The following is a 16,480-nucleotide window of genomic DNA, read 5'->3' as shown; positions in this document are numbered from 1 at the left end:
GATCACCGGCGGGCTGCTGCACGAGCGGCAGTTTCTGCACGGCGTACGGGCGCGCGGGCCGCGGCTGGACGCGCTGGAGGGGGACGGGGCGCTGGACAGGGTGCCGTTCCGGCCGTTGGCGGGGGCGGGGCGCGAGGCGCTCGGCGGGGAAAACGGGGGCTCGGCGAGGGCGCCGGGGGCGAGGGGGGCTCTACCGGGGCACGCTGACCCTGCGCTGCCGTCCCGGCGACGCCGATCTCGTGCTGCCCGGGCGGACCCGCGGCTTGGAGCTGGAGGGCGCCCCGCCCCTTGTGGGGGCAGGGGCGGGGGCGCCCGGTCTGCGTCCCTGCGCGCCGCGCCGAGGCGGCGGTGGGGGTGGTGGGGTGGGCACCGCCCCTACAGCTCCCGCACCTCGAAGGCATCCAGGACGAATTCCGCCGTCCCGTCGTCCCCCACCTTGCGCAGCCCGACCCAGGCCTCGCCGCGGGCCGGGGCGGTGAACTCGTAGGCGAAGGTGGCGGGTTGGGTGGCGACCGGCAGCGGCTCGCGGGTCAGTTCGCGGGCCTCGGGTTCGTCGACGGCGGTGACCCAGGCGTACTGTCCGGCCTTCTCGTTCTCGTAGCGGAAGGCGACCCGGTAGCGGCGGCCAGCGGTGAAGCGGACGGTGTGCGGCACCGTCCGGTAGACCAGTCCGCTGTTCTCGCCGCGTGATTTCAGCGATTGTCCGCCGTCGATGACGTCGTCGACGGCCTTGCCGTTCCAGCCTCGCTGGGTGAACGGGGCGTGCCGCTGGGCGATGTGGGTGCGCGGGTCGGTGATCTTCCCGGCGTCGCCCTTGACGAAGACGCCCCAGCCCTGCGGTACGTGCTCGAAGTCCTCGTAGGCCAGCGTGCCCTTCCTGGTGCTGCGGACCGCGGGCACGATCCGTACGTTGTCGAAGGCGACCCGGGCCCGGCCGGCCGCCGCGGTCAGGGTGAGGGTGACCGGGCCGCCGCCCTCCGGGACGGTGAAGTGGGTGAACAGCCGCTGGAAGCGGGTGCCGGACTTGCGGTCGGCGGCGACGTAGTTGCCGGCCGTCGAGGTCTCGGTCCAGTTGGCGGCGGTGACGCCGTCGGCGGTACGGACCTCCAGGCCGGCCCGGCGCCGCTCCCCCGCCTTGGCGCCGACCTCGATCTGTACCGATGCGGCGTAGCCGCCGGGCGCCAGCCGGGCGAGCCGCTGGCCGACGGTGGCGGCGCCGCCCGCGCCGATGACCAGCTCGTAGTCGCCCAGCGCGGTCCGTCGGACGGATGCCGGGCCGGTGGTCCGCCAGCCGTCGAGGGTCCCGGAGTGGAAGCCGGGGTCGGTCAGCGGGGTGCCCTCGCCCCAGGCGGGGTCGGCCTGGGTGGGGGCCTTGCCGCGGTGGACGACATAGGCCGCGCCGGGCTCCGCGGTGAGGGTGATCTTCCCGCCGCTGACCGGGACCCTGGTCTCCTCGGTACGGCCCTGGTCGGTGAGCCGGTAGGCATACACCTGACCAGTGCCGGACCAGCCGCGCGGCAGCTCCCAACTGGTCTTACCACCACGGGGGTTGTAGTGGTAAAGCTTGTCCGGGTCGGTGGCCCGGCGCGGTTCCCAGGGCAGCAGATAGGTGCCGCCGTCGTAGACCAGCCGCCCGTCCGTGGTGATCTTCCGGGTGCCGTCCGCGTCGCCGACCGAGGTCTTGGTGGGCCCCTCGAAGGTGATCTCGTGCGCGCCCCAGGTCTTGATCGGGTACGCCTGGAGGTACTTGGCGGGCAGCGCGTCGGCCCAGATGATCTTGTAGAACGCGTGCCAGTCGGTCTTGCCGACCCAGCCCTCGAAGTTGCCCATCCGCGCGGCGCCCAGCAGCGTCGGCCACTTGTCGGCGAAGACGTCCTTCTGGTGGTTGCGGACGAAGCGGATCAGCCGGGAGTTGATACCGCGCGAGGTGTCGGGGCCGTAGTCGGTCTCGGTCGCCCAGTGCGACCACAGGGCGGACCGCTCCAGGCCGTGGCCCCATTCGGTGGTCACCTGCCAGCCCTGGTCGCGCAGCTGCCGCTGCAACCGGTCGGAGTTCCAGCCCGATTCGCGGAAGACGTCGATGTAGACGGTGTTCAGGGCGGGGTCGGTCTCCTTGCGGAGCTGTGCGAAGCGCCGGGCGATGTCGCCGGAGACCAGGTCGCGGCGGGGGTCGATGCGGTAGGACTGGTCGAGCCAGTCCCACTGCTTGTCGTCCTTGTCGACGAGGGTCTCGGAGAAGGCCTGCGCGACGGGGTAGGACTCGGTGGCGTTGACGTGCACCGCGAAGTCGCTGTGCCAGTTCTTCCCGTCGCGTAGGAGGGCGTTGAGGTCGGCGAGGCCGCCGGCCCGCTCGTTGTAGTTGCCGCCGTAGTCCGGGTGCGCGGAGTCGTGCCCCTCCGACTGGTAGCCCTTGAGCAGGGTGAACTGCCGCAGCCCGTCGGTGGCCAGGGAGATCCGCTTGATGTTGTCGAGGGTGGCGAGGAACGGGTTGGTGGCCTGGCTGGCGAAGTTGAACGGGATGTGCGGGACGACCCGCAGATGCTGCTCGTCGGCGCCCAGCGGCGTCACCATGATGTCGCGCAGGGCGATCGCGGCGTCCTGCCAGTCGATCCTGCCGTCGCCGTTGCGGTCGCCGGTGACGATCACGGTGGCGTACGGCAGCGGGTCGGTGGCGTCCAGGGGCTGTCCGGCCGCCCGGTGGGTCCACTGGCCGCATGCCAGCTGCGCCTTGACGAAGCCGTCGCCCTTGACGGTCTGCCGCGACAGCCGGCCGTTCTCCCAGGTGGTGCCGCCGGTGGGCCGGTCGTGGACGGTGTTGGTCTCGATGGCGGCGGCGAGCCGGTCGGTGGCGACCACGGCGTACGCGCAGCCGGTGGGCGACGCCTCGGCGGGCGTGCCGGGCGTGACCTTCACCAGGGTGTCGCCGCTTCTGGCCTTGTCCAGGTCGATGCGGGCGGCGAGCAGCGCGGCGCCCGGCTGGTCGCTGCGGACGCTGAGCAGGGCCAGATCCGGTATCTCCAGGGTGCCGACGCGCAGTGCGGCGGTGTCGGTGATGCCGGTGACCTGCCAGGTGACCTGCCGGCCCTGGACGGTGATGGCCACGTCGACGGTGGTGCCGCCGTCGAAGGCGAGGGTGTAGGTCGCGCGGTCGTCGGCGGCCCGGTGGCTGACGGTGGGGGTGCGTGCGGTGCCGTCGATGAGGACCTGGGCGACCGGGGTCTCCTGACCGTGCAGGACGGCGCCGGTGCCGCGGTCGGTGTAGGAGACGATGCGCGGGAACGCGGTGTCGACGCGGACCTCCAGCGCGTCGGAGCGCAGCACCGCCTCCCCGGTGTGCGGCGCGGCCGCCGCGGTCCGCGTGCCGAGCGGGAGGGTGGCGGCGGCCCCGGCGAGCGCGGTGGCCGCGACGATCTCTCTGCGGCTGGGCCCGCGGCGGGCGCCTGTCTGGTGGTTCACGCGCGCTGTCCTCCTTCGCACCGGCACGGCTTGTTGCCGGACAGCGTGCTGCCGGTGCGGGGTGGGCGCCTATGGACAAAAGAGGAACAGATGTTGGACTAAAGGGGCGCGTGGCGGACCACAACGCGAAGGGCCCGGGGACGGTGTCCCCGGGCCCCACGTGTCACTCGGTCAGCTGCCGCCCAGGTCCCCGGCGGCCTTCTGGATGTCCTTGGCGAAGGTGCTCACCTCGCTGTAGACACCGGGCTTGCCGGGCCGTGCGCAGCCCTCGCCCCAGGAGACGATGCCGACCTGGAGCCAGGCGCCGGAGTCGTCCTTGCGGAACATCGGGCCACCGGAGTCGCCCTGGCAGGTGTCGACGCCGCCGGTGTCCAGCTTGCCGGCGCAGATCTCGTCGCCCGGGGTCAGCTGGTCGCCGTACGCCTTCTTGCAGGCGTCGTCGTCGACGAACGGGACGGTCGCCTTGAGGAGGTAACGCTGCTGGTCGCCGCCTTCCTTGTCGGCGCCCCAGCCGGCGATCTCGAAGTCGCCGTTGTTGAGCTTGTCGTCCTCGGCGATCTTCAGGGTGGGGAGGTCTATCTCCTTGTCGAGCTTGATCAGCGCCCAGTCCTTGCCCTTGCCGTTGTAGCCGGGGGCCTGGAGGACTTCGGTGGACTTGGCGGTGATCGCCTTGGAGTCCTCCAGGTCGACGACACCGGCGGTGGCGGTGATGTCGGTGTTCGGGCCGCTGCCGTCGACGCAGTGCGCCGCGGTGAGCACGATGTCCTTGGCGTACAGGGCGCCGCCACAGCCCATCGACAGCCGGACCATGAAGGGGTATTCGCCCTGTTCGGCCTTGGTGCCGCCGACGACCTTGGTGTGGCTGCCGCCGCTGGGGGTCGGCTCGGGGGCGGCGGTGGCGGAGCCGGGCTGGAGGCTGAAGGCGGCCAGGGCGACCGCGCCGACGGCGGCACTTCTCTTGAGGTGCTTCAGGTAGCTGCGCAACGGGCTTCCTTTCGTGGGGGGTTGCACGTCAATGACGGGCCCATGCCAACCACCGGGAGCCGGACGTGACTGCCGAGAACGAGCGCGTGGAATCGGGCAGCACGCCATGAGGCGTCCGGACCCAGTGGGGGATGAGTCCGTAAAGCGCCCTGTGATTATGTGAGGGGCCGATCAGAGTGACAAGGGTGCGCATCCGGCCAACTTCCGTACTACCCACGCCCCGTACGGCTCATACCGGGAGATCCCGGTCACCCGTACAGTGGCCGGGTGGCAACCGGTACCGGTGACATCGAGCACGGATTTCCCCATCTCGGCATGGTGCGTTCGGCCATCACGGCGCTCTTCAAACGGCTGTCGTACGACACCGTGAGCACCTTCGCCGCCGCCGTGCCGCCCGTCGACGTGGCCTTCGACGACAGCGAGGACCTGTATCTGGGCGCACAGCGGGTGGCCCGTGCGCTGGTCCGCCATCTCCGGCTGCCGGATGCCCGCGTCGTCGTGTCCTTCCGCGAGATCGAGCATGCCGCGAACGTCGAACTCACCGCGGGGCCCGAGTACTTCATCGAGCTCAACGAACGTTTCAAGACACATCGCAAGGACATCGGTGCCGCGCTCGCCCATGAGGTGATGCATGTCTATCTGCACCGGCTGGACCTGTCGTTCCCCGGCACCCGCGACAACGAGATCCTCACCGACACCGCCACCACCTATCTCGGCGCCGGCTGGCTGCTGTTGGACGCGTACCGCGAGCACGGCCCGTTCTCGCAGAAGCTCGGCTATCTGACGCCGGAGGAATTCGGCTATGTGCTGGCGAAACGCGCGCGGTTCTTCGACGAGGACCCCGCGCCGTGGTTCACCAGCCCGCAGGCGTACGAGGCGTACACGGCGGGGCGGGCGCGGGCCCGTGACGACACCCGGCGGCCGCCGCTGGCCGCCGCGGGCTGGGCCGCCCGGCTCCGCTACGCCAAGGACCGGCGTACGGCGCAGGATCCGAGGCGCGGCGGAACGGTGCGCGGCCCCGGCGACGGCTACGCCTTCGAGGGTCCCGCGCCGCTCCGGGTGTCGTTCCCCTGCCCCACCTGCCACCAGCGGATCCGCGTCCCGGTCCGCGGCCGGCTTCAGGCGCGCTGCGGGCTGTGCAGGACGCTGCTGGACTGCGACACATAGCGCGCGGGTCGCGGGGGACGTGCGGCGGGATCTATATCCAGCCGTCCAGCCCCGCCATGAAGCCGTCGAAGTCATCGCGGTGGATGGTGTGGCCGGCGCCCCGCACCGTACGGACCTCGAAGCCGCGGGCCGTCAGACCGGCCGGTGCGTCCTCGGTGAACAGGAATCCCTTCTCGGCTATCTGCACCATGGACGGGACCACCGGGCGCTCCGGTGTGTGGTCCGTCAGGTGCGGGCCCGACAGTGCGAGTGCGGTATCGCTGTCCCAGGCCGCCAGCGTGGCCAGTTCGATGTCGACGTCGGCTTCCTCCCAGCGTGGGTTGAAGGCGCTGACCACCCCCCGGGAGGCGCCCTTGAGCTGCGCGAAGACGGCCGGGTCCAGCCCCCGGCCGACGGCGCCGAGGGCCCACGCCGGATCGCTGTAGACGGCGCGGGCCGGTCGCAGCCGCTCCACCGCGAGGGATAACGCCAGGCCGCCCAGGGAATGCCCGATCGCGATCTCCGGGCCGGCCGGCAGGGTGTCCACGAGGTCGCCGGCGAACAGCTCGGCACCGTACGGGCCGCGCGGGCTGCGGCCGTGGCCGCGCAGATCGACACCGATGACGCGGTAGCCGCGGTCGGCCAGCGCCGGGCCGACCCGGCGCCAGGTGCGGTGGTCCGACATGATCCCGTGGACCAGCACCGCGATCCGGTCACCGGCCCCCCACTCGTGGGTGTGCAGCTGCATACCGTGCCCCTCTCCCCCGTACGCCGGCGGCCCGACGAGACGAATCCGTGTACCCATTGTGGAACCACACCCGCCTCGCCAACTCACCTGGGTCACAGGGGCCGTTCGAGCTCCTTCCGCATCAGCGTGCACACCGCCTCATGGCGCCGCACCACCCCGTCCGGCCCCTGCTGGTCCCAGGACTCGGTCTCCTGCCCGTACGCGGTATAGCCCAGCCGCTCGTAGAGGGCACGCGCACGCGGGTTGTCCTCCTCGACGGAGAGTTCGGCGCGGCTCAGGCCACGGCCGACTATCCGTCGTTCGGCGGCGGAGACGAGCAGGCCGCCGATGCCGCAGGACTGGAGCGCGGGCAGCACCGCGAGTTGCCAGAGCGTGCCGGCGCCCTCCCGTACCCGGTAGTCGATGCCGCACTTCGCGACCGGCGCTCCGGACGGTGTGCAGACCGCGAGGTAGTCGACCTCGCCGCGGCGGGCCCGGTCCAACTGCCGTGCCACGTTGGCCAGATGGAGCGGGGTCCCGGCCCAGCCGCAGGACGGCAGGTCGGCGGGCAGCAGATCGCGGACGGTCAGCGGCAGCGTGACGGACGACGCGGTCGGCCCGGCGGGCGCGCCGGGACGCTGGCTCACAGCCAGTCCTTTTCCGGGGTGGCGGCCGCCAGGACGTCGCGCGCGCCGGTGCGGATCGGCTCGCCGTGCGGTACGCACACGATCTCCAGGCCGTCGAGGGTGGCGAGCCGGCGGAAGGAGGCGATGGCCACCTCGCGGTCGACGTTGAACGGGCCGAGGACCGCCCGGCCCTCGCCGGAGCCGATGATGTCGCCCGGGAACAGCAGGCCGCTCTCGGGGAGGTACAGCGCGATTCCGCCCGGTGTGTGGCCGGGGACGTGCAGCACCCGGACGGGCTCCGCCCAGTCGTCCAGGGTGTCCCCCTCGTACAGTTCGACATCCACCTCGACAGGGCGCAGCGGCGGCAGCCCGGCGTCGGCGAAGCCCGCCATGACCCCTTCGTGCAGGACACGTTCGGCCGGGGTGTACACGGGCGGGGGCTCGGGGACGGTGCCGCGGATGACCGGTGCGTCCTGCGCGCCGGCCAGGACGCGGGCGCCGGTGGCGTCGGCCAGGTCGGCCGCCGATCCCATGTGGTCGATGTGGGAGTGGGTGATCACGATCTGGCGCAGCGCGGCCGGCTTCGCGCCGAGCCGGGCGAGCGCGTCGAGGATGGCGGGCGCGGAGCCGGGGATGCCGGTGTCGACGGCGGCGTAGCCGTCCTCGGGCAGGGCGACGAGATACACATGCCCGACGGGGAACGGGAGTTGCCAGACGTCCGGGGTGATCTCGGTGAGGGTGACGGTGTCCATGCCCCGGACGCTAACGGGCTCGGGCCCCGGCGCTCCCGGGGTTGCGCCGTGGGCGGATTGAGCTGGGTGGGGGTACCTCCCGCGCCCTTAAGGCGTGGGGGAGCAACGGGACCGGAACCGGGATCCCGGCTGGCACGTCCCATCGGCGATCAGAGGAGGTAGGACATGCCACGTCCCCGTACCCATACCGACACCCGTAACGGCATCCATCCCGGTTCCCGTTCTCGTGCCCGTTCCCGTGCGGTGGCCGCCGTGCTGGCGATGGCGGCCACCGGCACCGTCGCGCTGTCCGGCTGCGGCGGCCAGACACAGAAGGTGGGCACGGAACCACCGAAGAAGCAGGATCCCTTCGAGCGGCGGGCGGACCAGATCGAGCGGGACTGGCCGAAGGTCTCCCCGGTCTCCGGGCGGAAGGACGCGATGCTGCCGCTGGTGGGCGCGGACCGGCCGAAGGACACCGCGACACGGGAGATCACGGTGACCGTCGGACACGGTGCGTGCGATGCGAAATACGGTGTGCACACCCACGAGTCGAAGGGCTTCGTGGTGGTCGCCGGCTGGAGCAAGAAGAAGAATGCGAAGGGCATGTGCACCGAGCAGCTCGCCACCGACAAGGTGAAGGTGCGGCTGACGAGCCCGCTGGACGACCGGAAGATCGTGGACGCGGCGACCGGGAAACAACTCGCCGGGAAGTGACGGCCGCCCGCCACAAGCGGGGCGGGTCACTGATCCGGGTGATATCGGTGCGTTGGGGGCCGGTCGCCACGGGTGGTTTCCCGGCCCGGCTCGCGGAGGGGCGGCAGCCGACCGCCCCGGTGGGTGGGACGCGTCAGGCGCGCGGCGGCAGCAGCGTCAGGGAGGGTGTGAGGACGTCCTCGGCCAGCCCCAGGTGGCGGCGGAAGGCCGCCCGGCCGATCTCGGTGACGGTGATGATGCGGGTGGTGGGGGCCTTGGTGATCCACTTCTGGTCGAGGGCGTGCCGGCAGAGGGCGGCGCCGACCGCGCCGGAGAGGTGCTGCCGTCGCACGGTCCAGTCGAGGCAGGTGCGGACGTGGGCCCGGTGGGCGGCGGACGGACCCGCGTCGGGGATGCCCAGGTCGCCGAGCCAGGACGCGCCCGCCCGGGTCAGCGCCGGCCCGTAGTCCCTGACCAGCAGGCCGCGTTCGGTCATCGTCTCGGCGATGGCGACGCCGAGCGCGCCCGCGATGTGGTCGTAGCAGGTCCTGGCGTGGTGCAGGGCCCTGCGGTGGTTGGCCTCGGCGAGGGAGCGGACCGGGACCTGGCGGTAGGGGGCCAGTCCGGCGAGGTTCTCCAGGGCTTCCGCGGTGTCGGGACCGGCCAGGCGTACGTAGCGCCGCCGGCCCTGCCGTTCCTCGGCCAGCAGGCCGCCGGCGACCAGCAGGTTGAGGTGTTCGGTGGTGGTCGAGGGGGCCACCGCGGCGTATTCGGCCAGTTCGCCCGCGCTCCAGGCGCCGCCGTCCAGCAGGGCGATGCAGATGGCGGCGCGGGTGCGGTCCGCGAGCAGCGACGCGAGGGCGGCCAGGTCCGGGGTTTCGGCGGCGCTTTCGTGATCGACTTCCGGTCGGTTCATGTGCAGAGAGTATGCGGAGAGTAAGCGTTCATCACACTTCGGTGAGCGCCGAATGATTCGGCTTCTATCCTAAGAATCATGAAATGCGTGCTGGAGAAGAGCAGTTCGGTCACTCGGGCGTTGCTGTCGACGGAGAACGACGACGGGACGTTCGCGCTGGTCGCCCTGGACATCGCCTGGGAATTCGGCCCGGTCGTGAGCGCCTGGCTGCCGGCGCGCAGCCGCGCCGCGCGCAACCTGGTGGTGCGCCCGGAAGTGGTCTTCAACCTGTCGCCGCCCGGTAGGGGGCCCGAGGAGGGGCCGGACGGTGGGGTGTCAACATCGGACATCGCCTTGACCGAACCGCCGTTGGCGGAACTCCCGTTGGCGGAGGCACCGTTGGCACAACTCCCGTTGACGGAAGCGGAGTTGGCCGATGCTCTGCCGACGGAGCCGTCCGAGATGGTGCGGACGCCCCGGCTGGCGGACTGCCCGCTGCAGTTGGAGGCGCGCTGTGTTCCCGAGCTGACGGTCACCGACGGCGCATGGACGCGTTTCGAGGCGCAGGTGCTGCGGGTGCACGCGGATCCGCGGTGGGTGCTGCCGATGGGCGACCGGGGGATCGAACTGTCGGCGTGGTGCCCGCCGGTGCATGACTTCCGGCCCTCGGGCGTGCCGTCGCACCCGCCGGCGCCGGTGCCCGCGCGGGAGCTGGCGGAGCGGCTGGGACGGCGCTTCCCGGGGCAGCGCAGTGCCGCGTCGAACACCCCCGCCCCGTAGAGCGTTCAGCGGACACAGCGTCCCGGAAAGGGTCCGGCGCCTGCCCTCCGGTCGGGGAGAAGGCAGGCGCCGGGTTGTTCCGTACGACGTTGTACGGGACATCTGGGGCCGTCGGGACGGCGCGCTGTCAGACGGTCAGCGCGCGATCCGTCGGCTTGATGGGGGCCGGCAGGGCGCTGGCTCCGGTGAGGAAGCGGTCCACGCCACGGGCGGCGGAGCGGCCCTCGGCGATGGCCCACACGATCAACGACTGGCCGCGGCCCGCGTCACCGGCGACGTACACGCCGGGGACGTTGGTGGCGAAGTCCGCGTCGCGGGCGACGTTGCCGCGGGCGTCCAGCTCCAGGCCGAACTGGGAGACCAGGCCGTTCTCCTGGTCGGTGCCGGTGAAGCCCATCGCGAGGGTGACCAGCTCGGCGGGGATGACCCGCTCGGTGCCGGGCTTCTGCTCCAGCTTGCCGTCCTTGAACTCCACCTCGATCAGGTGCAGCGCCTTGACGTTGCCGTCCTCGTCGCCCTCGAAGTGGGTGGTGGAGACGGAGTAGACCCGCTCGCCGCCCTCCTCGTGCGCGGAGGTGACCTTGTAGAGCATCGGGAACGTCGGCCAGGGCTGGCCCGGGTTCCGCTCCTCGCCCGGCTTGGGCATGATCTCCAGCTGGGTGACGGAGGCCGCGCCCTGGCGGTGGGCGGTGCCGACGCAGTCCGCGCCGGTGTCGCCACCGCCGATGACGACGACGTGCTTGCCCTCGGCGGTGATCGGGGCGACGGTCAGGTCGCCCTCCTGCACCTTGTTGGCGAGCGGCAGGTACTCCATCGCGAAGTGGATGCCCTTGAGGTCGCGCCCCGGCACCGGCAGATCGCGGGAGGTGGTGGCACCGGCGGCGATGACGACGGCGTCGTAGCGCTTGCGCAGCTTCGCGGCGTCGATGTCGCGGCCGATCTCCACCTCCGTACGGAACTTGGTGCCCTCCGCGCGCATCTGCTCGATGCGGCGGTTGATGTGGCGCTTCTCCATCTTGAACTCGGGGATGCCGTAGCGGAGGAGTCCGCCGATACGGTCCGCGCGCTCGTAGACGGCGACGGTGTGTCCGGCCCGGGTCAGCTGCTGGGCGGCGGCGAGACCGGCCGGGCCCGAGCCGATGACGGCGACGGTCTTGCCGGACAGCCGCTCGGGCGGCTGCGGGGTGACGTCACCGTTGTCCCACGCCTGGTCGATGATGCTGACCTCGACGTTCTTGATGGTGACGGCCGGCTGGTTGATGCCGAGGACACACGCCGACTCGCACGGTGCCGGGCAGAGCCGGCCGGTGAACTCCGGGAAGTTGTTGGTGGCGTGCAGCCGCTCGCTGGCCGCGCTCCAGTCCTCCCGGTAGGCGTAGTCGTTCCACTCGGGGATGAGGTTCCCCAGCGGACAGCCGTTGTGGCAGAACGGGATGCCGCAGTCCATGCAGCGCGACGCCTGCTTGCTGATGATCGGCAGCAGGGAGCCGGGCTGGTAGACCTCGTTCCAGTCCTTGACGCGCTCCTCGACGGGGCGGGTCTTGGCGACCTCGCGGTCGTGGTTCAGGAAGCCCTTGGGGTCAGCCATTGGTCGCCGCCTCCATCATCTTCTCGTGGGTCTCGGACTCGGAGAGTCCGGCCTGCTCAGCGGCGTCCTTGGCGGCGAGCACTGCCTTGTATGTGGGCGGGATGACCTTGCTGAAGCGGGCAGCGGCGGCATCCCAGTCGGCGAGGAGCTTGGCGGCGACGGTGGAGCCGGTCTCCTCCTGGTGGCGGCGCACGACCTCGTGCAGCCACTGCTTGTCGGCGTCGTCCAGCGTGTGGACCGCGTCGACGAGCTCCTTGTTGACGTTGTTCCTGTCCAGGTCGATGACGTACGCGAAACCGCCGGACATACCGGCCGCGAAGTTGCGGCCCGTCTCACCGAGCACGACCGCGTTGCCGCCGGTCATGTACTCGCAGCCGTGGTCGCCGACGCCCTCGGAGACCACCGTGGCACCGGAGTTGCGGACGCAGAACCGCTCGCCGACCCGGCCGCGCAGGAACAGTTCGCCGCCGGTGGCGCCGTAGGCGAGGGTGTTGCCCGCGATGGTCGAGTACTCGGCGAGGTGGTCGGCGCCCCGGTCCGGGCGGACGATCACGCGGCCGCCGGAGAGGCCCTTGCCGACGTAGTCGTTGGCGTCGCCCTCCAGGCGCAGCGTGACGCCGCGCGGCAGGAACGCGCCGAAGGACTGGCCGGCCGAGCCGGTGAAGGTGATGTCGATGGTGTCGTCGGGCAGACCGGCACCGCCGAACTTCTTCGTCACCTCGTGGCCGAGCATGGTGCCGACGGTCCGGTTGATGTTCCGGATCGCGACCTGGGCCCGGACCGGCTGGGCGGCCTCGGCGGTGTCCGCGGCCAGCGCGTCGGCGGCGAGCTCGATCAGCTCGTTGTCGAGCGCCTTCTCCAGGCCGTGGTCCTGGACGGTGACCTGGTGGCGGACCGCGCCTTCGGGCAGCTCGGGGACGTGCAGCAGCGGGGCCAGGTCCAGGCCCTGCGCCTTCCAGTGGTCCACGGCCTTGGCGGTGTTGAGCAGCTCGGCGTGGCCGACGGCCTCGTCGAGGGTGCGGAAGCCCAGCTCGGCGAGGAGCTCACGGACCTCTTCGGCGATGAACTGGAAGAAGTTGACGACGTATTCGGCCTTGCCGCTGAACCGCTCGCGCAGCGTCGGGTTCTGGGTGGCGATGCCGACCGGGCAGGTGTCCAGGTGGCAGACGCGCATCATGACGCAGCCGGAGACGACCAGCGGGGCGGTGGCGAAGCCGAACTCCTCGGCGCCCAGCAGGGCGGCGATGACGACGTCACGGCCGGTCTTGAGCTGGCCGTCGGTCTGCACCACGATGCGGTCGCGCAGGCCGTTGAGCAGCAGCGTCTGCTGGGTCTCGGCGAGGCCGAGCTCCCAGGGTCCGCCCGCGTGCTTCAGCGAGGTGAGCGGGGAGGCGCCCGTACCGCCGTCGTGGCCGGAGATCAGGACCACGTCCGCGTGCGCCTTGGAGACACCCGCGGCGACGGTGCCGACGCCGACCTCGGAGACCAGCTTCACGTGGATGCGGGCGGCCGGGTTGGCGTTCTTGAGGTCGTGGATCAGCTGAGCCAGGTCCTCGATGGAGTAGATGTCGTGGTGCGGCGGCGGGGAGATCAGCCCGACGCCCGGCGTGGAGTGCCGGGTCTTGGCGACCCACGGGTAGACCTTGTGACCCGGCAGCTGGCCGCCCTCGCCGGGCTTGGCGCCCTGGGCCATCTTGATCTGGATGTCGTCGGAGTTGACCAGGTACTCGGACGTCACACCGAAGCGGCCGGAGGCGACCTGCTTGATGGACGAACGGCGCGCCGGGTCGTACAACCGCTCCGGGTCCTCGCCGCCCTCACCGGTGTTGGACTTGGCGCCCAGCTGGTTCATGGCGATGGCGAGGGTCTCGTGGGCCTCGCGCGAAATGGAGCCGTAGGACATCGCGCCGGTGGAGAAGCGCTTGACGATCTCGGACGCCGGCTCGACCTCGTCCAGCGGGATGGCGGGCCGGTCGGAGTTGAAGGAGAACAGGCCGCGCAGCGTCATCAGCCGCTCGGACTGCTCGTTCACCCGCTCGGTGTACTGCTTGAAGATGTCGTAGCGGCGCGAGCGGGTGGAGTGCTGGAGCCGGAAGACGGTGTCCGGGTCGAACAGGTGCGGCTCGCCCTCGCGGCGCCACTGGTACTCGCCGCCGATCTCCAGCGCGCGGTGGCTGGCGGCGATGCCGGAGACCGGGTACGCCTTGACGTGCCGGGCCGCGACCTCCTTGGCGATGACGTCCAGACCGGCGCCGCCGATCTTGGTGGCGGTGCCCTGGAAGTACTTCGCGACGAATTCCTCGTCCAGGCCGACGGCCTCGAAGACCTGCGCGCCGCGGTAGGAGGCGACGGTCGAGATGCCCATCTTGGACATGACCTTCAGGACGCCCTTGCCGAGCGCCTTGATGAGGTTCTTGATGGCGGTCTCGGCCTCGACGCCGGGCAGGAACGTGCCGGCGCGGACGAGGTCCTCGACGGACTCCATCGCCAGGTACGGGTTGACGGCCGCGGCGCCGTAGCCGATGAGCAGCGCGACGTGGTGCACCTCGCGCACATCGCCGGCCTCGACGAGCAGACCGACCTGGGTGCGCTCCTTGGTGGCGATGAGGTGGTGGTGGACCGCGGCGGTGAGCAGCAGCGACGGGATCGGCGCGTGCTCGGCGTCCGAGTGGCGGTCGGAGAGCACGATCAGCCGGGCGCCGTCGTCGATGGCGGCGTCGGCCTCGGCGCAGATCTGCTCGATCCGGGCGGCCAGTGCCTCGCCGCCGCCGGAGACCCGGTAGAGGCCGGAGAGGGTCACGGCCTTCATGCCGGGCATGTCGCCGTCGGCGTTGATGTGGACCAGCTTCGCCAGCTCGTCGTTGTCGATGACCGGGAACGGCAGGGTCACGCTGCGACAGGACGACGCGGTCGGCTCCAGGAGGTTGCCCTGGGGGCCGAGGGAGGAGATCAGCGAGGTGACCAGTTCCTCGCGGATGGCGTCCAGCGGCGGGTTGGTGACCTGCGCGAACAGCTGGGTGAAGTAGTCGAAGAGCAGCCGGGGGCGCTCGGAGAGCGCGGCGATCGGCGAGTCGGTGCCCATCGAGCCGATCGGCTCGGCGCCGGCCTTGGCCATCGGCGCGAGGATGACCCGCAGCTCCTCCTCGGTGTAGCCGAAGGTCTGCTGGCGGCGGGTGACCGAGGCGTGGGTGTGCACGATGTGCTCGCGCTCGGGCAGGTCCGCCAGGTCGATCAGGCCGGAGTCCAGCCACTCCTGGTACGGGTGCTCGGCGGCGAGCTGCGCCTTGATCTCGTCGTCCTCGATGATGCGGTGCTCGGCGGTGTCGACGAGGAACATCCGGCCGGGCTGCAGGCGGCCCTTGCGGACGACCTTGGCCGGGTCGATGTCCAGGACGCCGACCTCGGAGGAGAGCACGACGAGGCCGTCGTCGGTGACCCAGTAACGGCCGGGGCGCAGACCGTTGCGGTCGAGGACCGCGCCGACCTGGGTGCCGTCGGTGAAGGTGACGCAGGCCGGGCCGTCCCAGGGCTCCATCATCGTGGAGTGGTACTGGTAGAAGGCGCGCCGGGCCGGGTCCATGGCGGTGGAGTTCTCCCACGCCTCGGGGACCATCATCAGCACCGAGTGCGGCAGCGAGCGGCCGCCGAGGTGCAGCAGCTCCAGGACCTCGTCGAAGGAGGCGGAGTCGGAGGCGTCCGGCGTACAGACCGGGAAGATCCGCTCCAGGTCCTCGTTTCCGAAGAGCTTGGAGGCGAGCTGGGACTCGCGGGCGCGCATCCAGTTGCGGTTGCCCTTGACCGTGTTGATCTCGCCGTTGTGCGCAACGAAGCGGTACGGGTGGGCGAGCGGCCAGCTCGGGAAGGTGTTGGTGGAGAACCGCGAGTGGACCAGCGCGATGGCGGTGGCGAAGCGGCGGTCGGACAGGTCCGGGAAGAAGGGCTCCAGCTGGCCGGTGGTCAGCATGCCCTTGTAGACGATCGTCCGCGAGGAGAGGGACGGGAAGTAGACACCGGCCTCGCGCTCGGCGCGCTTGCGCAGCGCGAACGCCTTGCGGTCCAGGGCCAGGCCGGTGTTCTCGCCGTCGCCGACGAAAAGCTGCGAGAAGGCCGGCATGGTGGCGCGGGCGCCGTTGCCGAGCAGCTGGGGGGCGACCGGGACGACGCGCCAGCCGAGGACGTTCAGGCCCTCTTCGACGGCCATGGCCTCGATGCGCGCGACGGCTGCGGCCGCATCCTGGGCGTCGGACGGCAGGAAGGCGATGCCGACGGCGTACGCGCCGGCCTCGGGAAGCTCGAAGGTGACGTCCTCGCGCAGGAACGCATCCGGGACCTGGAGCAGGATGCCGGCGCCGTCACCGGAGTCGGGCTCCGAGCCGGTGGCACCGCGGTGCTCCAGGTTCGTCAGGACGGTGAGCGCCTGCTCGACCAACGCGTGGCTGGCCTCGCCGGTGAGGGTGGCCACAAAGCCGACGCCACAGGCGTCGTGCTCATTGCGAGGGTCGTACATCCCCTGCTGGGCGGGGCGCCCGTCCATGGGCGACCAAGCGGCGGCGCTGGCGCTGCCGGTGGTCGCGGAGTGCGTGGACGCGGAACGCATCGGCTCTCCCAACGTCGTCGTGGCATAGGCATTGCCGAGGGACGACGTTGGCCCTCCGCGAAATTTTCGTGCAGGTTACAGGATGGCGCCATTCCCAAGAAGTGGATAGGGCCTTCCAACATGCGGACACCGCGCACAGCGGTGGATCAAGGACGCGGACGGACATAGCCATCCCACAAGGCGGCGATCGCCAGCGACTCTGCCCGCGACGCTTCGGCCTTATGCCCCGCTGTCAAGAATTCGAAACCGTCGAG

The 16,480-nt window shown here is 71.2% G+C and carries 11 protein-coding genes and 1 pseudogene; 4 read left to right on the top strand and 8 right to left on the bottom strand.

Annotated elements, in window-relative coordinates; all coding sequences use genetic code 11:
• Positions 1 to 375: 375 nt before the first annotated feature.
• Positions 376 to 3,456, bottom strand: a complete 3,081-nt coding sequence (locus FCH28_RS21300) for an endo-alpha-N-acetylgalactosaminidase family protein (RefSeq protein ID WP_136741669.1) — start codon at positions 3,454 to 3,456, stop codon at positions 376 to 378.
• A gap of 171 nt (positions 3,457 to 3,627) precedes the next feature.
• Positions 3,628 to 4,440 (bottom strand): S1 family peptidase, encoded by an 813-nt coding sequence (locus tag FCH28_RS21295; RefSeq protein ID WP_136741668.1) that lies wholly within the window; start codon positions 4,438 to 4,440, stop codon positions 3,628 to 3,630.
• A gap of 267 nt (positions 4,441 to 4,707) precedes the next feature.
• On the opposite strand from FCH28_RS21295, the gene FCH28_RS21290 reads away from it, so the two are divergent.
• A complete protein-coding gene (locus FCH28_RS21290) occupies positions 4,708 to 5,607 on the top strand; it encodes a hypothetical protein (protein WP_136741667.1) in 900 nt (299 codons plus the stop codon).
• 31 nt (positions 5,608 to 5,638) lie between these two features.
• Here the strand turns inward: FCH28_RS21290 and FCH28_RS21285 are convergent, their stop codons facing one another.
• The 3 genes from FCH28_RS21285 to FCH28_RS21275 all read right to left on the bottom strand — a co-directional run bounded on the left by FCH28_RS21285 (position 5,639) and on the right by FCH28_RS21275 (position 7,691).
• Entirely contained in the window at positions 5,639 to 6,334 is a 696-nt protein-coding gene (locus tag FCH28_RS21285; protein ID WP_136741666.1) for an alpha/beta fold hydrolase, read from the bottom strand.
• Between the two features lie 92 nt (positions 6,335 to 6,426).
• Positions 6,427 to 6,960: a GNAT family N-acetyltransferase gene (locus FCH28_RS21280; RefSeq protein ID WP_136741665.1), complete on the bottom strand. Its 534-nt coding sequence runs from the start codon at positions 6,958 to 6,960 to the stop codon at positions 6,427 to 6,429.
• Positions 6,957 to 7,691 carry an MBL fold metallo-hydrolase gene (locus tag FCH28_RS21275; RefSeq protein WP_136741664.1) on the bottom strand — a complete coding sequence of 245 codons (735 nt, stop codon included), beginning with the start codon at positions 7,689 to 7,691 and terminating at the stop codon, positions 6,957 to 6,959. The genes FCH28_RS21280 and FCH28_RS21275 overlap by 4 nt, the downstream gene beginning before the upstream one ends.
• 165 nt (positions 7,692 to 7,856) lie before the next feature.
• Here FCH28_RS21275 and FCH28_RS21270 point away from each other — a divergent pair, with 165 nt between their 5' ends.
• Positions 7,857 to 8,387, top strand: coding sequence for a hypothetical protein (locus FCH28_RS21270; RefSeq protein WP_246103061.1), 531 nt, complete (start codon positions 7,857 to 7,859; stop codon positions 8,385 to 8,387).
• Positions 8,381 to 8,488: pseudogene (locus FCH28_RS39305) on the top strand (PPOX class F420-dependent oxidoreductase); the annotation flags it as partial. The gene FCH28_RS21270 and the pseudogene FCH28_RS39305, both read left to right, overlap by 7 nt.
• Before the next feature lie 32 nt (positions 8,489 to 8,520).
• Here FCH28_RS39305 and FCH28_RS21260 read toward each other — a convergent pair.
• Positions 8,521 to 9,282, bottom strand: a complete 762-nt coding sequence (locus FCH28_RS21260; RefSeq protein ID WP_136741663.1) for an ArsR/SmtB family transcription factor — start codon at positions 9,280 to 9,282, stop codon at positions 8,521 to 8,523.
• A 78-nt stretch (positions 9,283 to 9,360) separates the two neighbouring features.
• Here FCH28_RS21260 and FCH28_RS21255 point away from each other — a divergent pair, with 78 nt between their 5' ends.
• On the top strand, positions 9,361 to 10,041 hold the full coding sequence (locus tag FCH28_RS21255) for a hypothetical protein (protein ID WP_136741662.1): 681 nt from the start codon (positions 9,361 to 9,363) through the stop codon (positions 10,039 to 10,041).
• A gap of 127 nt (positions 10,042 to 10,168) precedes the next feature.
• Here FCH28_RS21255 and FCH28_RS21250 read toward each other — a convergent pair whose 3' ends face one another.
• The gene (locus tag FCH28_RS21250) at positions 10,169 to 11,629 is read right to left on the bottom strand and encodes a glutamate synthase subunit beta (protein WP_136741661.1); all 1,461 of its coding nucleotides are present in this window, start codon (positions 11,627 to 11,629) and stop codon (positions 10,169 to 10,171) included.
• Complete coding sequence (gltB, locus tag FCH28_RS21245) at positions 11,622 to 16,226, bottom strand: glutamate synthase large subunit (RefSeq protein WP_136741660.1); 4,605 nt, start codon at positions 16,224 to 16,226, stop codon at positions 11,622 to 11,624. The genes FCH28_RS21250 and gltB overlap by 8 nt, the downstream gene beginning before the upstream one ends.
• Positions 16,227 to 16,480: the final 254 nt, after the last annotated feature.

The sequence above is a fragment of the Streptomyces piniterrae genome (genome assembly GCF_005048155.1).
In the GTDB taxonomy this organism is placed as follows: domain Bacteria; phylum Actinomycetota; class Actinomycetes; order Streptomycetales; family Streptomycetaceae; genus Streptomyces; species Streptomyces piniterrae.
Note: the sequence above shows the minus strand (reverse complement) of the source record. Positions and strands in the feature narration are given on the sequence as shown.